We start from the raw sequence: 18,895 nt of genomic DNA on the forward strand, positions 1-18,895 counted from the left end.
TCACCTCGCCCGATCGGCCTAGCGAAGGCGGCGCGATCCGGCCAAGTTTCAGGCGCGCGGCAGCTTGCCCAGCGCGAGGTCCGCAGCGTCGCGCTCGATCCCCGCGAGCGCGACCCCCGGGCCCTTCCGTGGGACGAGCACCACGCGGCAGCGGCCGCGCGTCGCCGTCTCCAGGTGCGACAGCCCGAAGTCGAGCGCCGCGCCGAAGGCGAAGACGAGCGCGCCCATGCCGAGCAGCTCCGGGGAGCCCGCGCGCGCGCCGTCGACGAGCAGCGACACGCCCAGGTACGTCCCCAGCCCCAGCGCGACGAGCCCCGCGTAGAGGGCGAGCCGCGGGTAGCGCACCTCGCGCGTCGCCCGGAGGAGCGCCTCGACCGGGATGTACGTCTCCCGCTCCTTCAGCGTCCGGCCGAACAGCTCGGTCCGGCTCCGGATGGTCACGCCCTTCGGGCCGACCTCCAGCGCGGCGGGCCGGCGGTACCGCAGAAGGAACCGCCCGGCGAGCCGGAGGACGTGCATCACGAGCAGGATCCCCGTCGCCGCCAGCAGCACGAGCGCCATCGGCCCGCGCGGCGGCGGTGACAGCTCGCCCGCGAGCCGCGCCGTCGCCCCGCCGTCGCGCTCCGGCGCCCATCTCTCGTCCCCGGCGGCCCCGGCGGCCCCGGCGCCCTCCTGCGCGGCCCCGCTGGCGCTCGGCGCGCGGCTCGGCCGCCTGCCGGACGACAGCGCGTCGCGCAGCAGCGAGCGCACGATCGGATCGCGCACGTCGTCCACCAGCGCCGCGGCCTCGGCGCGCGCGTCGGGCGAGGCGCTCCCCCGCAGCGCCGCCGCGGCGATGATCGCGCCCGCCCGGCCGAGCTGCGGCAGAGCGCCCTGGTCAGCGCGCCGGACCAGCGCGGCGATCGACCGCCAGAGGCCCGCGGCCCGCTCGCCCAGCGCGGCGTCCAGCGCGGTCAGCGCGTCGACGGAGGTGTACGTCGCCAGCCAGACGAGCGCCTCGGCGACGCGGCCCTCCGCCTCCGGCCCGTCGGGCGGCGAGAGCGCGACCCCGCGCGCGAGCAGCGTGGCCAGGAGCACACGGGTCGCGCTCCCCGCGCCCTCGCTCGTGCCGCGCTCGAGCGCCCGGACCACGTTGCCGAACCGGGTCTCCGCGTCGGCGATCGACAGGCCCGCCCGGTCGACGAGCTCCGCGAGGCCGCCCTCCAGGGTCGTCCGCCGCTCGTCCGCGGCGGCAAAGGCCGCGGTGTGGACGACGCGCGCGAGGTCGTCGCCGCGGGGGTGTCCGGCAAGCTCATCGAGCACGGCGTACGGAGAGTGTTCGGGCGTCATCGGCGCGGGCTGGTCGGATTAACTGAACGCCGCCGCTTTGGCTAGTGTTCCGCGCGGCCCGGGCCGCGCTCCGCCCCGGCACGGCCCCCTTGGCCCCGGCGCGGCCGCCTTCGCCCAGGCGCAGCCGCTCTCGCCCCATGCGCTACGGCTTCCGCGCGCCGCCCTGCTCCAGGAGCGCCTTCTCCACGAAGCCCATGATCAGCTTGAGCTGCCGGTTCGTGACGTGGAGCTTCGACCAGATGACCTTCCCGTCGGTGTTGAAGGCGATCTCATCCACCACATCGATCCTCGTGATCCCCAGGTCGATGGTCCGGATCGCGTTCAAGGTCTTCGTGAGCTCCTGCGCGTGAACCAGCGCATCTTCAGCAGATTCATCGCCCGCCGTCAGGGCGAGGTCCGCGCCCCCGTCCTTGGTCGGCGTGACGGTGAGGCGCATCCAGGCGAGGCTGCGCGGGACCGCCTGGACCCCGCGGAACGCGTTCGCGGGCGTGAGCATCGAGATGACGATGCCTGCCGCAGAAGATTTGTTGAATCCTTTCATGGACTTCAACTTTGATAGCTGATCTTCTTCAGCAGCGGGAAGGACCACGAGCAGCCGCCGGTCCGGGACCATCGCGAAGATGCGCTTGCTGCGGTCGGCGGTGGCCCGGGCGGCGGGGACGGGGGCGTCTTCGATCCACGCGCCGTTCGACCGCTGCACGATGACGTCGACGGCCGCCCGCATGGTCTCCTCGGGCGCCCGGTAGTCCATGACGGCGACGACCTTGCTGGAGTCGCGGAGCTGCGGCCCGGCGATGAGGAGGTGGTCGATGTCCCGGATCGGGTCGACGGCGGTGTCGCTGAAGAAGGACTGCCACTGGGGGATGGTCGTCAGGATCCGGCCGAACCACGCGCCGAGCTCGTGGTTGCGGAGCCGGTCGCCGGCGATGAGCACCTGGACGTTCGGGTCCTTCGACGCGAGCTTGCCCGGCGCGCCCGCGGCGCTCAGCGGGGTCCGCAGGTTCGGGTGGTCGCCGTCGTTCTCCGTGCCCCCGTCGCCAGACGCGTCCGGTCCTGCGTCGCCCGGCGGCTTCCGGCGCGGCCGTTCGGGCGCGCCCGCGTCCGGTGCCTCCGGCGAGGCGCTCGCCGACGCGGCGGGCGGCGTCGCGGGCGACGGCGTCGCCGGCGCTGCGGCGCCCGCCCCGGAAGGCGCCCCCTCGCCGCCGCTCGCGGAGGGCGCCGCCGCGACCGCGCTGGGGTCATCCGCGAGGAGATCGAGATCGATCGGCACGATCGTCTCGCCGGCGTCGTAGTCGGCCAGCTCACCCCGGAGCGCGAACATCGCGTCGAGCCACGCGAACAGCGGGGTCGGGAGCAGGGGCAGGTGCAGGAGCGCCGCGACGACGGCCGCGGTGACGAGCGCCCGCCTGGATGCGGCGCGAACGAGCGGGACGACCGCGGTGCCACGGCCCACGCGCTGGGCCTCCGTCGTGTTGTTCAAGCCACGCCCCGGGGTCCGTTCCGCCACGGCGGTACCCTAGCAGCAGCCGTCCGAACGGCATCCATGCCCCGGAGCGCGCCCGCGCCGCGCGTCGCGGCTTCGTGGCACGTCGTTCGCTCAAGCGATGGTCATGCGATGCCGCCTGCCCCGGCGTCCGCCGTCGTGAGTTCGAGGGGCGCGCGCTCCGCAGAGAAGTGGATCGACACGTGAGTGACCAGGTACTAAGACCGCCGAGCCGACCCGACCCTACGGGTCGATCATCAGACCGCGAGGATCGGGAAGGCCGGTCCTCGCCCAACGCTGTGGATGCGATGAACCGCTCTCAGGCGCCCGGCCCCCGCGGGCAGAAGGACCCCGCACGATCGCACGGCAGCGGCAATGTCCGCACCGACGACCTGCGGAACCCGCAACCGGCGCCGGGCGCCGGACGCGCCGGCGTCGCGCGCACCTCGCTCGTGTCCAGCGTGCTCGGGTTCGTCGCCGCGGCGGCCTTCGCCGGCACCGCGGCGTGGGCGAGCGGCTGCCAGGGCGAGGCCCCTCCCGGCCCCTCCACCGAAGGCGACTCGCCGCCCGAGCGGACGTCGTCCCTCCCCCGCCCCGCGCCCGCGTCGTCGGCGCGCGCCGCCGCGTCCGCCGAGGCGCCCACGGAGGCCCCGACCGCCGCGCCCTCCGAGGCCCCGGAGCCGCCCGCGCCCGACAAGCCGTACACCGGGCCGCTGCTCGGCTCGATCGTGCCGCAGGCGGCGGTCTATCCGACGATGGAGTTCTCCAAGCAGCGGCTCGGCTACATCCGGCTCGGCGGCAAGGTGCCGGTCGATCCGAAGCCGATCAAGGGCGGGAGCTGCGCCAAGGGCTGGTACCGCCTCCTCGACGGCGGCTACGTCTGCGGGAGGTCGGCCACGACGGACCTGTCGAACCCGCAGGTCCGCCTCGGCATCACGCCGCCGAACCTCGACGAGGTCCTCCCGTACAAGTACGCCTTCAACACGACCCACGGCACGCCGCTCTACCGCTCCGTCCCCTCGAAGGACGAGATGACGCGCTACGAGCCGTACCTCGAGTCCTCGAAGCGCAAGCGGAAGGAAGAGGAGAAGCAGCGCGCCGAGGCGCTCTACGAGGAGACCGAGAAGGAGGTCGCCGCGGCGGCCGCCGCTCGCGCCGCGGCGAGCGCCGAGGCCGCCGCGGGCCCCGCGCCGGTGGCCGCCGTCGCCGCGGATCCGGCTGCAGTCGAGGACAAGGCGGCGGCCGTCGCCGCGGCCGCGTCGCTCGGCATCGCGCCGGCGCCGGTCGAGGAGGAGCCCGAGAAGCCCTGGTGGGAGAACGTCGACGAGAAGGGCAGGCCGCTCAACGTCACGCTCGCCGATCTCGACAAGGACGCCGACTCGACGGTCGCGAAGCGGATGGTCAAGGGCTTCTTCGTCGCGGTCGACAAGACCTTCGGCTGGAACGGCCGCAGCTGGTACAAGACGACCGCGGGCCTCGTCGCGCCGAGCGACCGCATGTACATCATCAAGCCGCCGGCCTCGCAGGGCATCGACTTCCCCGAGGGCGCGAAGTCGGTCGGCTTCATCCTCGCGAAGTCGGCGAGCAAGTACCAGTTCGACGCCGAGAAGAAGTCCGTCTCCGTGGCCGGCTCGCTCGAGCGCTTCGCGGCGTTCGGCCTCACGGGCGAGAGCCACACCCACAAGTCGACGGTGTACCGGAAGACCACCGAGGGCTGGTGGATGAAGGGCGCCGACGGGACGTACACCGATCTCGGCGCCCCGCCGCCGGATCTCGCGCCGGGCGAGAAGTGGATCGACGTGAACCTGTCGCGCAAGACGCTGGTCGCGATCGAGGGCGACAAGCCCGTCTTCGCGGCGCTCGTCTCGCCGGGGAGGCGCTCGAAGGACAAGAAGAAGGACCACCCCACGCCCGCGGGGGTGTTCCGCATCCGCGAGAAGCACATCGCGACCACGATGGACGGCGACGGCACGGTCGCGGGCGATCTGCCGTACAGCATCGAGGACGTGCCGTTCGTCGCGTATTACGACGGCTCGTACGCCCTCCACGGCGCCTTCTGGCACGGAAACTTCGGCCGGGAGATGAGCCACGGCTGCGTGAACCTCTCGCCGCTCGACGCGAAGAAGGTCTTCTTCTGGAGCGAGCCCAGGCTCCCGCGCGGCTGGCACGGGGTCTGGGCCACGCCGGAGAACCGCGGCACGCTCGTGTCCATCCACGAGTGAGCGGGCCGCGCGCGCCGGAGCCGCGCCTCGCCTCGCCTGGACCTGCCTAACGGGCCTGGCCGCCTGGCGTCCTGCCTGGGCCAGTCGCTGGAAATCCGGGCGGGCCGTGCTCGGAACAGCTCGAACGGTCGCTTTGACAGGGCTCCCTCTTGACTCGGGGCTCCCCTTCGCACACTTGTGGAGCCGCCATGGACCAGTTCTCGGCGCACCTCGACCGCGGGTGGGATCTCGTCCAGCGCGGGGACACGCGCGGAGCAGAGGCGTCGGCCCGGCGGGCGCTCGAGCTAGATCCGAACTCGCCGGAGGCTCACAACTTGCTCGGCTTCGTCGCGGCCCTCGAGGGCGAGGGCGAGGAGGCCATCGAGGCGTACCGCCAGGCGATCGCCCTCGATGACACCTACCTGGAGGCGATGCTCAACGCCGCCGAGGTGTACATCCACCCGCTCGGCGATTTCGACCAGGCGATCGAGATGTGCGACCAGGCGCTGGATCTGGCCGAGGTCGACGAGGAGATCATCGACGCGCTCCTCCTGAAGTTCGACGCGCTCCTCGGCAAGGGCGATCTCGACGAGGCGGCCCAGGTCGCGGCGAGGATCCCCGAGGGCCCCTACGACAACCCGAACCACACCTTCCTCGTGGGCCGCGCGTTCTACGAGATCGGCCAGGCCGACAAGGCCGCCGCCCTCATCGAGGAGGCGGCGCTCAAGGATCCGAGGCACGCCGAGGCCCACTACTACCTCGGCCTCATCCGCGACGAGCGGGGTGATGTCCGCGGCGCGACGCAGGCCTTCCTTCGCTCCCGCGAGCTCGACGTCGAGCTGGGCATGCCCCCCTGGGCGCCGAGCCGTGAGGGCTTCGTGACGCTGGCCCAGAAGACGGTCGCCGCGCTCAACCCCGTGCTCCGGCGCTACGTCGAGGGCGCGGAGCTCTACATCTCCGACGTGCCCGGGATGGAGCTCGTCGCCGAGGGCGTCGATCCCCGCGCGCTCGTCCTCCTGGACGGCCTCAACGCCGACGAGCGCGAGCGGGGCCTCCGCGGCAGCGCCGAGGTCCACCCGTGCGCGCGGGTCTTCGTCTACGCCCTCAACGTCGCCCGCCTCGCGGGCAGCATCGAGGCGCTGGAGCGCGAGATCAACCTGGCGCTCGAGCGCGAGATCACCGCGACGTTCCTCGAAGCCGAGCAGAACGAGCGGACCGAGAAAGAGCTCAACTAATCGAGCGAGGCGCTCCTCGCCACGACCGCCGCGCCGCGTGGGCGCGCGGGGCGTCGCTCACTTCCACTTGACGGCGATGATCTCGGTGCTGATGCCGGGTGACGAACGGATGATGACGGAGCTCATCAGCCGATGCACGGCGCCGAGCCCGACGCCGAGCCCCTGACCGGGCATCCTCGGCGTCAGCCGCGCAGAGCTCGACGAGGACGGGCCGCGATCGCTCTTCGGCCCGACGTCCTCGAGCAGCGCCAGCTTCGGGTCAAGGCCGGGGCCGGAGTCGCGCACGATCACCTCGACGCCCCACCGACCGCCGCCCGTCTGCGTGTCGTCGCGGATCGCGCGGATGCTGATGCTCCCGCCGCCGCCGTGGCGCACCGCGTTCGACACGAGCTCGGCGATCGCGATCGCGAGCTCGTGCTGGGCGCGCTCCGAGAGCCCTGCCCAGCGCGCGATGTGCGCGCCCTCGGCCGCGCAGGCGAAGCGATCCTCCTCGCGCGTGACGGGGATGCTGAACGCGGGCGGGGACCGCTGCGTCACGCCGCGCCCCTGTCGCGGACCACGGCGACGACGCACGTGGCGTCGTCGAACGACTTCTTGTGGGCGTCGACGATCCGGCGCGCCATCTCCTCGGGATCGAAGTCGCGGAACGCGCCGAGATCGAAGCCGCTGGAGATCCCGTCGGAGTGGAGCAGGACGACATCGCCAGGCGATATGGGGAAGCGAAAGCTGCGGAGCCGCCGCACGCGCCGCCCGAGGATCCCCGCCGAGCAGAAGCTCGGCATGGCCGTCCGCGTGATCGCCTTCATCGCGATGTTGCCGACGCCCGAGAACTCGAGCTCGCCCACGCTCTCGTCGATGCGCAGGAGCGCAGCCGCGGCCCCGCGCGTCGACGCGAGCTGCTCCCCTGCCCCGGTCAAGAGATCCTCGAGCGGCATCGACGCGTGGTCCTCCACGTAGCGGCAGAACGCGGAGGCCGCTTGCGCGGCGTGGGGACCATGACCGAGCCCGTCGGCGAGGCCGATCAGCACCCAGGGGGACTGTCGGACCACCACCACCTCGTCGCCGGCGATCTCCTCGCCGGCGGCGACGCAGCACGCGGTCCCGATGGCGACCGTCATCCGAGGTACTTCCTGACCGTCACGGTCGTCCCCGCGCCGGGCGCCGTCTTGACGTCGAACGCATCCATGAGCGCCTTCGTGCCGCGGAGGCCCGCGCCCATACCGTGACGCGAGCGGTACTTGCCGCTCAGGATCTCCGGCAGGTTCGTGATCCCAGGCCCGTTGTCCTGCGCGACGATCTCGATCGCGCGCATTGGCGAGGTGAGCGAGCGGACGATGACCTGCCCGCTGCCCGCGTACCTGACGATGTTGCGCCCGAGCTCGGAGATCGCCGTGACGATCTTCGTCTGCAGGACGTCGCTGACGAGGTGCTCGATGCAGAGCTCGCGGCCGGCTGACCGCGCGCGCAGCACGTCCTCCTCGTTGCGCACATCGATGGTGATCTCGCGCGGCGCAGGGGCAGCGTGGTCGAGCTCACCGAGCTCGGAGATGCACCGATCGAGCTGCGCCTGGTCGCGGACGAACAGCTTCACCCCGCGCTTGACCTCGACGAGGAGGCGCCGGAGATCACCCTCGCGCGCGACCAGCGGATCGACCTTCGCCTGCCGGATCCCGCAGTCGATGACGCTCTTCCTCACCGCGGGCGAGAGGAACTGCGCCAGCACCGTCTCGATCTGATCGGTGATCGAGCGGCCGACGATCTGCGGAGACGACGGCACGGGGCCGCGCCCCGACTGAGGCGTACCCGGCAAGCGCGTCGACACCGGTCCGCTGGACCGGCTCGACGGCGGCCCCGTGGCGCCGCCGCTGGAGGGCGGTCCGTCACGAGGAGGGATCTTCATGCGACACCTCGTTCGTGAGCTCCGGCGGCATCATGTCGTCGTCCGCGGACGGCGCGAGCATCTCGACGGCGCGCTCCAGGTTGAGCGCCGTCACCACGCCAGGGATCTCGAGATCCATCTCCACGAGCGCGATCGCGACAGCGGGGCGCAAGCCGCACACCGCCGTCCGGACGCCCATCAGCCGGGCCGTGAGCGCGATGTCACGGATGGCGCGGGTGAGATAGCTATCGAGAATCTCGACACCGGAGAGGTCGACGATGAGGCCGCGGGGCGATCGCGCTTCGATCGACCCGGTCACGTCGTCGCGCAGCTGCTCCACCTGGCCGTCGGTGAGCCCGCCCTGCACCGAGACGATTAAGTTCCCGAAGAGGCCCACGATGGGGACCCTACCCGCTTGCATCAAGTGGACGTCTCCTTCCTCGCGCTCAGCTGCAGCTGTGTCGTGGTCATTGCACCGCTGCCCGACGGATCGAAGGCGGCCCGAGGGCCGCCAGGTGTGAACGGCTGTCCTGTCTGCTTCTCGTTGTCTTTGGCCGCGCCGCGCCGGGTCCCCATGAGGGACGCGGGCGTCGGCTTCTGGCCGGCGAGCGCCATGCTCTCGCGCAGCGCATGCTTGAGGTTGCGCGCGGCGCGCACGGTGCCGAGGTTGATGCCGAGCTCCACCATCGTCTGCGCGACGGCGGGCCTGACCCCGGTGATCCGACACCGCGCGCCGAGCAGCTCGACCGCCTTCATCAGCTTCATGAAATGGTCGGCCGTCCGCGTGTCGATCACCTCGACGCCCGTCACGTCGATGATGACGTAGCGCGACTGGCGGCGGACGATCTCGTCGAGCAGCCGCTCCATGATCTGGGCGCTCCTGCGCGAGTCGACGACGCCGATGATCGGCAGCGCGAGGACGTCGTCCCACAGCTCGAGGATGGGCGTCGAGATCTCGTCGATCGCGTATCGGAGCCGCTCGACGAGCTCGCTCTTGGCGCTCTCGCTCTCCACGAGGTCGCGGTTCTTCGCCTCGAGATCCTCGATGAGGCGCTTCTTCTCGGTCGCGTCGCGGAACACGGCGACGGCGCCGGAGATCGCCCCGTCCTTGCCCCGCATCGGGCTGGCGCTCACCGTCAGGAACAGGCCGGACACCGGGCCGGTCTCGATGCGCGGCTCGGAGAACACCGGCGGCACGCGGACCGACCGCGGCTCGACGTCGTCCCCCTGCGGCCCCGCGGTGGGCGCGAGCGTCGGCATCGCGCCGCCCGCCATGCCGTTGGAGCGGCGGGCGGCCCGCCCGTCCTGGTCGGCGGACTTCCTCGCGAAGAGCTCGACCTGATCGACCGTCTCGCCGCGCAGCGCGCGCGACAGCGGGTGCTCGGACATCGGCCAGGGGGTCGCGCGATCGGGGAAGAACAGCGTGGCGTCGCCGGGCCCCACGTCGTCCCCCGAGGCGAGGTCGAGCGGCGCGCGGCCGAGCATGTGCTCCGCGGCCGGGTTGCGCATCAGGAGCTCGCCCCTGTCGTCAACGACGGCGACGCCGTCCGCCATGCTGTCGAGCACGAGCTTGAAGATGCCAGCCTGTCGCCGCAGCTCCTCGTCCGCTCGGGCCAGCTGCTCGCCGCGCTCGCGCGCCTCGTGCGTCGCCCGGTCGAGCTGCGCGGCCTGCTCCTTCGCCGCGCGCTCGTGCCCCTCGATCTGCTGCTCGAGCGTCGCGACGCGCTCCGTGAGCCTCGCAATCTCTTGCCGCAGAGCTTCTTCGCTCATCGCGAACTCCCCGTCGTAAGCCCGCGCGCGCCGTGCGTGGCGCCAGGCAGCGCGTCCCTCCGGTGCGCGGCGCGGCGAATCCCCTCGCAGGATTGCTCCAGATGCGCGCGCCGGGAGGATGAGCCGCGCGGGCGAAACGAGACGGCCGCGGAGAGCGCGTGGCTCTTCGCCGTCCTGTCCGTCCTTTGCACGCTCGTGACGCTCATTTCTTCTCCTCGCAGGGTGCCCTGTCCCAAGCGGGGACCGTGTCCAGCACCAGTCGAGAAACACAGCTTATCGCCAACCGGGCAACCCACCGTCAAGCTTCGCGTCAGCCATGCGTGTCGCTTGTGGCGACGGCATCCACCGTCGCCCAGCCGAGGTAGCCCGTGCCCGCACAACCGCGCCCGTGCCCCGCGTCACGATCGAGCACGCCAGCAGCAGCTTATGCCGCGCCGCAGCGCAGCCGAGCTCGGTCGGCGCGCACCTCCTGCTTCCGCTCCTCGGATGTGCGGATGGAGAGGGCCGGAGCTCACGTGAGGTTCCCCCCATGCGACGCGCGCCGGTCACCAGCGCGGATTGCGTGATCACCGCCGCGCGCGGGTCGCTCCACCTCAATCGCCGAGGCTCTGACGCTCGCGAGCGCGCCGTCGCTTGGCCTTGCGCTTCGAGTCGGCCGGGCGCTGAGGGTCTGGGCCGCTCTCGCCCGTGGTCGGGGCGCCCGCGTCGAGCCAGCGCCACAGCGCCATCTGGTCCGCGGTCGCCCCGTGACGGATGGCGCGCTTCAAGATCTTCTTGGCGAGCACCAGCTTGCCGCATCGGGCGAGCGCGTGCGCGTAGCTCGCGGCGATGTCGGCCTCGCCCGTCTGCGCCTCGGTGGCCTGCGCCAGGAGCGGCAAGGCGTCGTGCGGGCGGTTCAGCGCGACGTCGTAGAGGTGGCCCAGGTTGTGCGCGTACCAGGGGTTCTCGGGCGCGATGGCCAGCGCGCGCTCGTAGGCGCGCGCGGCGTAGCGGTAGTTGCCGAGCAGCGACTGCGCCAGGCCCAGCACCGCCCAGGCGCCGTCGTCCTCCTCGTGGAACTGCAGCACGCGGCGCGCGAAGAGCGCGGCGCGCCACGGATCGTGCTCGACGCCCATCTCCGCGAGGTGGCGGTGCGCGTAGAGCCACGGCTCGCTCCCGGGCGCCGTCGCGCGGGCCAAGCGCGCGAGCAGCGGGAGCACCCTGTCCGCATCGAGCTTGTCAGCAAGCGCTCGATCGATGTCCCGTCGAAGCCGGTCGATGTCCTCCGCTCCACTGCGCCCCATCCCTTCCGTGATACGACCAGTGGGCGAGCTTGGCTAGCGCGTTGCGCGCCGAGCGGCGACGCCTGGACGACGTCGCACGCAAGCCCCCACCGACGTACCATCGACCTGCGCCGCCAGGCGGTGTCTTGCGCCGCGCGGAACCGCTTGAAACGCCCGCGTGGAGCCCGCTCCGCCGCCATGTGGCAGCGGACAGACGCTCTTGCGTCGGTCCGCGCGACCCGCGCTCAGGCGTCCTCCGCCACCTCTTCGGCGCTTGACGTGCGCTCCCGAGCCTGCTCCGCGCGCGCCTCCTTGCCCGCGATCGTCGCGCCGTTCAGCGTCGCCACGACCCGCGCGAGCTCGGCCTTCGGGACGCTGACGAACGCGTTGCGCTCGCGCACCCGGATGCGCCGGATGTCCCCCTTGGCCATCCCGCCCCGCTCGATGAGCGCGCGCTGGAAATCGGCCGCGCGCGCGCCGTCGCGGCGGCCGAGGTTGATGAAGATCTCGACGAACTCTCCGTCCGCCTCGTCGCGCGAGGGCTCGGCGCGCGGCGCTTCGCCGGCCTCGCCGCTCTCGATCTCGACCGCGGCCTCGCCGGCGGCCGACGGCAGGGCGCCGCTCGCGCGCTCGCGCTCGCCGCCGCGCGACACCGGCGAGCCGGGCGCCGGAGACGGAGGCTCGCCCAGGATCGGCTCGTCGTCGCCCTCCTCCTCGGGCGGCTGCCACATGGTGAAGTCGGCGTGGCGCGAGAACGGCTGTCCCGACGCGCCGCCCTGGGGCCTGCCCGGCGCGGCGCCAGCGGCGCCAGCGGCGCCAGCGCCGCCAGCGCCGCGGCGCGCCGACAGCAGCGTCGCAGCGGGCCGATCGCGCAGGCGCTCCGCCGGGCCGCGGCCCGATCCGCCCTCGGCTCGCGGCGGCTCGATCCGCATCAGCGGCTCCGGCCGCGTGAGCGGCTCGACCGAGACGGGGCCGTCGTCGCGCACCCGCGCCCCCTCGGGCCGGCGCGGCTCTTCCCCCCCGGGCGCGTCCGCGCCGCGAGGGCCTCGCCGCCCCTCGTCCCGGCGGAGGCGCAGCGATCGCCGATCGCGCTCCCGCCCGCGGTCCCGATCGCCCTCGCGCGCCAGCTCGCGTTCGCGTTCACGCTCGCGCTCGCTGCGCTCCGTCTCGGGCGAGCGCGGCTCGGCCGAGTCGGCCGCGCGGGGGATCGCCTCCCGCGCCTCCCGCCCGCGCGCCGCGGGCTCGGGCTTCGTCGACGGATCTGTGCCGCGCCCCTCGCTCTCGCGCGCCGCCGCGCGCTGCGGCTGCTGGGCGCGCCGCGCGGCGCTCGCCTCCTCCTGCGCCGTCGGCCGCGCGCCGAGGTGATCGCGCAGGAGGCCCGCCACGATCGCCTCGGCCTGGTCGTGCGTGAGCAGCCGGCGCGCGAGCGAGAGATCGTCGCGGTGCGTGCCCTTCGACAGGAAGGCCTCGGCGAGCATCGCGACGAGATCGGCCTCGGCGCGCGTCTTGAGCTCCCCCTCCGTGGGGAGCTGCTTCTCGAGCGGGCGGATCTTGTACGTCAGCCGGAGGATGTAGAGCGGCCCGACGTCCTTCGGCGTGATCAGCGCGATCGCCGTGCCGGTGCGGCCCGCGCGGCCGGTACGGCCGGTGCGGTGCACGTACGCCTCGGCGTCCTGCGGGAAGTCGTAGTTGATGACGTGCGTGAGGTGCGAGATGTCGATGCCGCGCGCGGCCACGTCGGTGGCGACGAGGAAGCGCAGGCGCCCCTCGCGCGTCGCGCTCATCACCTTCTCGCGATCGGACTGCGGCAGATCGCCGTTGAGCCAGTCGGCGTCGTAGCCCTGGCGCTTCAGCGCCCCGGCGACCGCCTCGGTCTCGTCCTTGGTGTTGCAGAAGACGACCGCGTTCTCGGGGTTCTCGACCTCGATGATGCGGACGAGGGAGGTCAGCTTGTCGCCCGTGATCAGGTAGACGAAGTGCTGGATCTGGAGCGCGCCGACGGCGTCGCCCGAGAGGGTGATGAACTCGGGCGAGCGCAGCTTGCTGCGCGCGATGCGCTCGATGTCGGGCGGGAGCGTCGCCGAGAACAGCAGCGTCTGCCGCTCCGGCGGCAGCTCGGCGAGGATCGCGGTGAGCTCGCGCTCGAAGCCCATCGAGAGCATCTCGTCGCACTCGTCGAGCACGAGCAGCCGGATGTGCTTGGCGACGATGGTCCCGCGGCGCAGGTGGTCGAGCACGCGGCCCGGCGTGCCGACGATGACCTGCGCGCCCGCGGCGAGCGCGTCGATCTGCCGCTGCATCGGCGCGCCGCCGTAGACGGCGACCACCTTGATGCCCTTGCGCTTGCCGAGGCGCTCGACCTCCGCCGAGACCTGGAGCGCGAGCTCCCGCGTCGGGCACAGCGCGAGCACCTGCGCCTGCGCGAGCGAGCGCTTCACGGCATGATCGACGATCGGGAGCCCGAAGGCCGCCGTCTTGCCGGTGCCGGTGCGCGCCTGCACGACCGCGTCGCGCCCACGCGTCACCGGCTCCCACACGGCGAGCTGCACCGGCGTCGGGTGGACGTAGCCAATCTCCGCGAGGGTCTCGCGCAGCTCGGACGACAGAGGGAGCACATCGAAGGTAGGCGGCGGCTGGGGCTTGTCGCCGGTCTGCGCTTCACCCGCCACTGCGGCAGGGGGAGAAGGAACGGTCATGTCGGTCATATCGTCCTGCGTGATCGCCGCGTCGGGGTATTATCTCGGGGACGCGGGCCCAAGCTGGCCATCGACGATCGCCCGGACCCGCCGCCGCAGCGGAGCCAGATCGCCTGCCTCGCGCCGCGCTGCGTGCTCCTCCGCATAGCGGAGCCGCTCGATGGCGTCGAGAGCGCGCTCGTTGTCCTCCGAGCCCCGGCACGAGGCGGCCACTCCGTCCCGGTAGGTCCACGCCGGAGCGAGCGTGCTCCTGAAGCGGGCGAGGGCGGCGTCCTCCCCGTCGGTCCCGGGGGCGGCCTCCCTGGCGCGCTCGACGGCCCGGACGAGCGCCAGGAGGCCCTCCTCGCAGCTCGCGTAGGGCGACGGCGCGGCCGGCAGAAAGAAGACCTGCCGGATCAGCTGGAGGGTGCACGAGGTGATGATGAGCGCGGCGAAGCTGTAGTACGCGACCAGGGCGATGCGCCGGCCACGGGCGCGAGGCCCGCCGGGGCGGCGCCGCGCTCCAAGAGGGCGCGCTCCCGCCCCGGTCCCCGGCACGGCCGGGGGGTGAGCGATGGGCGCGGGAGCTTGAGCGGGCATGGGAGCTGCGATTCCTAGGGCGGGCAGGGGTGCGCGGCCGCCGACGGTCGGGCTCCGCTTCCACGGTCCCTTCCGTGCGGGCCAGTGCTATCACCTCGCGGCGGGCGCGACGAGATGCTGTTGGACGGGAGCAGCGCGAGGTGACCGACAGGACCGCGGCGCTCCGCATCACCGCCCGCCGATCCGCTGCGGCGCTCTGCGCGATGGCCCTCGTCCTGGGCCCGCCCGGGGCCGCGCTGGCTCAGCCGCTCCAGGACAACGCCTACACCATCGACCTCTTCCAGGGGCCCATCCTGGCGCCGCTGCGCGTGACCGGGATCGCCGGCGCCTACGCCGGCTACGCCGAGGGGATCGCCGGCATGGTCGCCAACGCCGCGGCGCCCGCGCTCCGCGAGCCGTTCAGCATGCGCTGGTTCGAGTGGGACGTGGCCGCCTCGATCTCGCTGCCCATCGAGCTCTTCGAGAACAACGATTTCGACAACAGCGGCGACATCGATCTCGATTACTCGAATTTCGTGTACCTGACCCTCGGCGGCCAGCTCCAGGCCGGCGACTTCGGCGCCGGGGTCAACGCCGAGCTGCAACGGTACTCCCTGACGGACGAGGCCGGCGCCGAGACCACGGTCGTGATCGGCAAGTACCATTTCCTCGGCGGGGTCCGCCTGCTCGGCGACGCGCTCGTGCTGGGCGCCGGCGCGCGCGCGGTGACGCTCAACCTCCAGGCCGAGCAGACCGACCTGACCATGGCGGGCATCTCCCCGGAGCTCGGGGTGCTCGTGCGCCCCGACTGGGCGTCCTACCGGCTCGGCGCCACGTTCCGCTTCCCGGTGAACGGCGGCCGCTTGCTCGGCGAGGGCGTGGTGATGGACGGGCAGGTCCGCCGCGCCGGCGGGCTGATCCTACCGAACGAGGTCGTCCTCCCCTGGGAGCTCGAGGTCGGCCTCGCCGTGCAGGTCGGACCGCGCCCGCTCAACCCGGCGTGGATCGACCCGCACGTCCAGGAGCGGGAGCTGCGCGAGGCGGTCGCGCGCAGGCAGGCCGCGCGGGAAGAGCGGAGGGAGCGCGAGCTCGGCGCCATCGACGACCCGGAGGAGCGCGCGCGGCGCGAGCGCGTCTTCGCGACGGAGAGGGCGCGGGAGCGCGCCGACGACGAGCGCGAGCTCGCCGCGGGGCCGGCCGTGCTCGAGGCGGAGCGGCGCGCGCGGTACTGGAACTGGCCGCGCGAGCACCTGCTCATCACGGCGGAGCTCCTCGTCACGGGCCCGGTGTCGAACGGGGTGAGCCTGGAGCGCTTCCTGGCGCAGAAGCAGCCCGGGAGCGAGCACGGACCGTCGGCGGTGGGCACCTCGGGCGCGCACGTGAGCTTCTCGCCGCGGTTCGGGATCGAGACGGAGCCGATCCCGGGCCGCGTGCACACGCGGTTCGGCAGCTACTACGAGCCGAACCGCTTCGGCCGCCTGGGGAGCGGGCGTGTCGGCCGGCAGCACTTCACGTTCGGCGCGGACGTCCGCGTGCTCTCGACGACCTTCTGGGGCCTGATCCCGGACACCGCCTTGACGCTGCAGGCGTCGATGGATTTCGCGCCTCGCTATGACAGCGTGAGCGCCGGCATCGGCGTCTGGCACTGAGCGCCCCAGCGCCGCTCACGCCGACGATGCGCGGCCGCTCACGCCGACAGCGCGCGACCGCTCACGCCGACAGCGCGCGGCGGTGTTGCTCCGCGAGCAGCACGCGGAGGTGGCTCATCCGGGCGGGGTCGCGCTTGCCGAACTCGTCGAGCGCCGCGGCGACCGCGACCGGAGCGCCGCCGCGGGGCTCCTTCCGGAGCGCCCTCGCCGCCAGCGCGAGCGCGCGGGGGCACAGCACCTCCTCGATGCAGAGCCGCGCGGGCGGCGGCCGCCACGCGGCGTCGCGGTAGCCCCCAGGCGGCGAGGGCTCCGCGAGGAGCGCGAGGCCGTCCGCCTTGGCCTGCAGCGCCGAGAGGATCTCGCGCTCGATCGCGCTGCCCTCCTCGCCATCGCCGCAGCGCTCGATCGTGAAGATCGGCGTCGACGCGCCGCGCCGCGCGACGCCGAGCCAGCCCTTCCGCCAGCGCACCGCCGTGGCCCTGCTGATGGTCGCCTCGCCGCGCGCGACGAGGCCCGTGAAGGCGCTGAGCATCAGCACCTCGAACGGCGAGAACGCGTCGCCGCCCTTCGCCCCCGCGATGCGCGAGAGGTTCGCGGCGACGACGGGGAGCCCCGCCTCGATCGCGTCCGAGGAACAGAAGAGCGTCGAGCCCGGGCTCGTCGGGTGGAACCCCGTCAGGCTAACGCCCTCGCCGGCGCCGTACCACCCGAGGAGCGTGCGCACGGTCCCCCGGCGGGCGCCGTCGGCCGAGCAGTACGCCCACGTGGTGCCCCAGAGATCGAACAGCGACCGCACGATCCACCGCGCGAGCCTCGCGCCGAGCAGGACGCTCGCCGCGAACAGCGCGGCGGCCGCGAGGGAGTCGTCCGCGGCTGCGGCCAGGCCCGAGAGGAGCAGCCCGTAGAGCGCCGTGTACGCGAGCAGCAGCCCGCTCGTGATCGCGCGCAGGAACAGCTCGATCTTCCGCGACGCGCCGCGCGGCTCGGACCGCCGCCACACGGCGCGGTGAGGCGGCTCGCCGCAGCGAGCGCAGAGAGCCGCAGGGCCGCATCGCCGCCGCGTCCCGCAGCCGAGGCAGATGTCGATCGGGGGCAACCGGCTTGGCATCGGTGGTCCAGAATAGTGGCGCATCCTCGGTTCGTCGCCACGACCTGACCCACGGCGCGGGCTCGTCGCGCGCACGGTTTCGCACACGCGCACAGGGCGGGAGCGCGCCCCTGCCCGCTTCGGGCTTGTCGTCGCGCCCTGTCCGGCGCATCGAGTCGCGCATGCCCCATCGCCGGCTCCGCATGGTCGCTGTCAGCCACCTCGCCGTCCTCGCCCTGGGCCAGGGCGTCGCCCTCGCGCAGCCGGCGCCTCCCCAGGGTCGACCGGGCCAGCAGGCTCAGCCGCGGCCGGGCCAGCAGGCGCCCGCGGCGGCCCCGACGACGGCGGCTGCCGCGCCGCCTGCGATGCCGCAGCGCATCGAGGTGAACGACCCGGCGCTCGCGCCGGTCCCCCCGCCCGCGCGCACGCTGGCGAGCTGGAACGACGCGCGCGGGATGATCGAGCAGCGCTCGGTCGACTTCGCCATCGCCGTGCAGGAGGTCGCCCGCGCCGAGGGGGTCGCGCGGCGGGCGCTCGCCGCGGCGCTCCCGAGCCTCGACGCGCGCGGCGACGTGACGCACGAGCTGGCGGGCGGCAGCAGCGTGAGCCCCTCGCTCCCCGCGCCAGGGGAGCCGGGCGCGGGGGCGATCGAGGACGCGCCAACGACCGCGTCGGCGTCGCTCACGCTCCGCCAGCCCATCCTCGCCCCGCGCGCCTGGTACGGCATCGGCACCGCCAGGCGCTCGGTGGACGTCGCCAAGCTGAGCCTGGAGGATCGCCGCCGCGTCACCGTCGGCGCGGTGGCGGACGCCGTCGTCTCGATCGTCACGGCCGAGCGGGTCAGCGAGATCAACCGGGTCGGGCTGCGCAGCGCGCTCGAGCGGCTCGAGCTGACCCGGCGGCGCGAGCGCCTCGGCACCGGCACGAAGCTCGATGTCGTCCGCGCGGAGCAGGATGTCGCCCTCGCCCGCGCGACGCTCGTGTCCGGCGACGAGGCGCTGCGCAAGGCGCGGGAGACGCTCGGGGCCGTGCTGGGCGAGCGCGGCGAGGTCGGCGTCCCGCAGGGCTTCTCGCTGAACGCGATCGCGGCGGAGGTGCAGTCGGAGTGCGCCGAGGCGCGCTCGGATCAGCGCGCGGACGTCCGCGCCGCCCGGGCCGAGCTCGAGATCGCGGAGCGCAACCTCACCGACGCGAAGCTCGCGTTCGCCCCGTACGTCGATCTGTCGAGCACGCTGAGCGCCCGCACCTCGATCGGGGACGAGTCCACCCGAAGGGCGCGGTCCTGGGGGTGGTCCATCAGCGCCGTGCTCACCGTCCCCATCTGGGACGGCGGAGCGCGCTACGGCGATCTCCAGATCAGCAGGGCCGCGGTCGAGCAGCAGCGGGTGCGCCTCGGGGCGGTGGAGCGCACCGCGGGGCTCGAGACGACGCAGGCGGTCCGGGGCGTCGCCGTCGCCGAGCAGTCGCGCGCGGTCGCCGAGCAGTCGCGCGACCTCGCGCGCGAGACCGCGCGCCTCACGCAGGTCGCGTTCGAGGCCGGCACCGCGACGAGCTTCGATCTTGTCGAGTCCGGCCGCAGGCAGCGCGAGGCCGAGCTCGATCTCGCGGTGCGGGAGTTCGAGGTGGTGAAGGCGAAGATCACCGCGCTGCTCGCGTCCGCCTCGTGCAGATGAGCTGCGCGCAGGACGTGCGCCCGCCGAGCGCGGCCGCGGCGCGGCGCGCGACGAGCGCGGCCGCGACCTCGCG

The 18,895-nt window shown here is 73.4% G+C and carries 15 protein-coding genes; 4 read left to right on the plus strand and 11 right to left on the minus strand.

All coding sequences use genetic code 11. The features are described from left to right. Nucleotides 1-48: 48 nt before the first annotated feature. The gene (locus tag WMF46_RS19735) at nt 49-1,329 is read right to left on the minus strand and encodes a hypothetical protein (RefSeq protein ID WP_437987023.1); all 1,281 of its coding nucleotides are present in this window, start codon (nt 1,327-1,329) and stop codon (nt 49-51) included. 142 nt (nt 1,330-1,471) lie between these two features. Next, entirely contained in the window at nt 1,472-2,836 is a 1,365-nt protein-coding gene (locus tag WMF46_RS19740) for a hypothetical protein (RefSeq protein ID WP_437987024.1), read from the minus strand. Nucleotides 2,837-3,120: 284 nt separating this feature from the next. Here WMF46_RS19740 and WMF46_RS19745 point away from each other — a divergent pair, with 284 nt between their 5' ends. Next, complete coding sequence (locus WMF46_RS19745; RefSeq protein WP_437987025.1) at nt 3,121-5,034, plus strand: L,D-transpeptidase; 1,914 nt, start codon at nt 3,121-3,123, stop codon at nt 5,032-5,034. A 188-nt stretch (nt 5,035-5,222) separates the two neighbouring features. Continuing rightward, nucleotides 5,223-6,248, plus strand: a complete 1,026-nt coding sequence (locus WMF46_RS19750) for a tetratricopeptide repeat protein (RefSeq protein ID WP_012236238.1) — start codon at nt 5,223-5,225, stop codon at nt 6,246-6,248. 57 nt (nt 6,249-6,305) lie between these two features. Here WMF46_RS19750 and WMF46_RS19755 read toward each other — a convergent pair whose 3' ends face one another. From WMF46_RS19755 to WMF46_RS19790, 8 genes are all read right to left on the minus strand, one after another. Further along, a complete protein-coding gene (locus WMF46_RS19755) occupies nt 6,306-6,785 on the minus strand; it encodes an ATP-binding protein (protein WP_437300662.1) in 480 nt (159 codons plus the stop codon). Further along, nucleotides 6,782-7,366, minus strand: coding sequence for a SpoIIE family protein phosphatase (locus WMF46_RS19760; RefSeq protein ID WP_437910052.1), 585 nt, complete (start codon nt 7,364-7,366; stop codon nt 6,782-6,784). The genes WMF46_RS19755 and WMF46_RS19760 overlap by 4 nt, the downstream gene beginning before the upstream one ends. Beyond that, nucleotides 7,363-8,148 carry an anti-sigma regulatory factor gene (locus WMF46_RS19765; RefSeq protein WP_437987026.1) on the minus strand — a complete coding sequence of 262 codons (786 nt, stop codon included), beginning with the start codon at nt 8,146-8,148 and terminating at the stop codon, nt 7,363-7,365. Before WMF46_RS19765 ends, WMF46_RS19760 begins: the two co-directional genes overlap by 4 nt. Continuing rightward, nucleotides 8,129-8,524, minus strand: a complete 396-nt coding sequence (locus WMF46_RS19770) for an STAS domain-containing protein (protein WP_436618553.1) — start codon at nt 8,522-8,524, stop codon at nt 8,129-8,131. The genes WMF46_RS19765 and WMF46_RS19770 overlap by 20 nt, the downstream gene beginning before the upstream one ends. Before the next feature lie 23 nt (nt 8,525-8,547). Then, nucleotides 8,548-9,897, minus strand: a complete 1,350-nt coding sequence (locus tag WMF46_RS19775; protein ID WP_437987027.1) for an STAS domain-containing protein — start codon at nt 9,895-9,897, stop codon at nt 8,548-8,550. Nucleotides 9,898-10,490: 593 nt separating this feature from the next. Then, complete coding sequence (locus WMF46_RS19780) at nt 10,491-11,180, minus strand: tetratricopeptide repeat protein (RefSeq protein ID WP_012236244.1); 690 nt, start codon at nt 11,178-11,180, stop codon at nt 10,491-10,493. Nucleotides 11,181-11,404: 224 nt separating this feature from the next. Continuing rightward, nucleotides 11,405-13,855, minus strand: coding sequence for a DEAD/DEAH box helicase (locus WMF46_RS19785; protein ID WP_437987028.1), 2,451 nt, complete (start codon nt 13,853-13,855; stop codon nt 11,405-11,407). Between the two features lie 39 nt (nt 13,856-13,894). Continuing rightward, the gene (locus WMF46_RS19790) at nt 13,895-14,434 is read right to left on the minus strand and encodes a hypothetical protein (RefSeq protein ID WP_437987029.1); all 540 of its coding nucleotides are present in this window, start codon (nt 14,432-14,434) and stop codon (nt 13,895-13,897) included. A 140-nt stretch (nt 14,435-14,574) separates the two neighbouring features. Here WMF46_RS19790 and WMF46_RS19795 point away from each other — a divergent pair, with 140 nt between their 5' ends. Next, nucleotides 14,575-16,062 (plus strand): hypothetical protein, encoded by a 1,488-nt coding sequence (locus WMF46_RS19795; protein WP_437987030.1) that lies wholly within the window; start codon nt 14,575-14,577, stop codon nt 16,060-16,062. A 61-nt stretch (nt 16,063-16,123) separates the two neighbouring features. Here WMF46_RS19795 and WMF46_RS19800 read toward each other — a convergent pair whose 3' ends face one another. Continuing rightward, complete coding sequence (locus WMF46_RS19800) at nt 16,124-17,062, minus strand: hypothetical protein (RefSeq protein WP_437987031.1); 939 nt, start codon at nt 17,060-17,062, stop codon at nt 16,124-16,126. Between the two features lie 269 nt (nt 17,063-17,331). Here WMF46_RS19800 and WMF46_RS19805 point away from each other — a divergent pair, with 269 nt between their 5' ends. Beyond that, entirely contained in the window at nt 17,332-18,822 is a 1,491-nt protein-coding gene (locus WMF46_RS19805) for a TolC family protein (protein ID WP_437987032.1), read from the plus strand. Nucleotides 18,823-18,895 lie beyond the last annotated feature (73 nt).

The organism is Sorangium sp. So ce117 (genome assembly GCF_051524395.1).
GTDB classification, from domain to species: Bacteria; Myxococcota_A; Polyangia; order Polyangiales; family Polyangiaceae; genus Sorangium; species Sorangium cellulosum_B.

What these genes read in the sequence shown, in the direction of transcription:
- WMF46_RS19735 (WP_437987023.1), bottom strand. Translation starts at nt 1,329, where the DNA reads ATGACGCCCGAACACTCTCCGTACGCCGTGCTCGATGAGCTTGCCGGA.
- WMF46_RS19745 (WP_437987025.1), top strand. Translation starts at nt 3,121, where the DNA reads ATGAACCGCTCTCAGGCGCCCGGCCCCCGCGGGCAGAAGGACCCCGCA.
- WMF46_RS19750 (WP_012236238.1), top strand. Translation starts at nt 5,223, where the DNA reads ATGGACCAGTTCTCGGCGCACCTCGACCGCGGGTGGGATCTCGTCCAG.
- WMF46_RS19760 (WP_437910052.1), bottom strand. Translation starts at nt 7,366, where the DNA reads ATGACGGTCGCCATCGGGACCGCGTGCTGCGTCGCCGCCGGCGAGGAG.
- WMF46_RS19765 (WP_437987026.1), bottom strand. Translation starts at nt 8,148, where the DNA reads ATGAAGATCCCTCCTCGTGACGGACCGCCCTCCAGCGGCGGCGCCACG.
- WMF46_RS19775 (WP_437987027.1), bottom strand. Translation starts at nt 9,897, where the DNA reads ATGAGCGAAGAAGCTCTGCGGCAAGAGATTGCGAGGCTCACGGAGCGC.
- WMF46_RS19780 (WP_012236244.1), bottom strand. Translation starts at nt 11,180, where the DNA reads ATGGGGCGCAGTGGAGCGGAGGACATCGACCGGCTTCGACGGGACATC.
- WMF46_RS19785 (WP_437987028.1), bottom strand. Translation starts at nt 13,855, where the DNA reads ATGACCGTTCCTTCTCCCCCTGCCGCAGTGGCGGGTGAAGCGCAGACC.
- WMF46_RS19790 (WP_437987029.1), bottom strand. Translation starts at nt 14,434, where the DNA reads ATGCCCGCTCAAGCTCCCGCGCCCATCGCTCACCCCCCGGCCGTGCCG.
- WMF46_RS19805 (WP_437987032.1), top strand. Translation starts at nt 17,332, where the DNA reads ATGCCCCATCGCCGGCTCCGCATGGTCGCTGTCAGCCACCTCGCCGTC.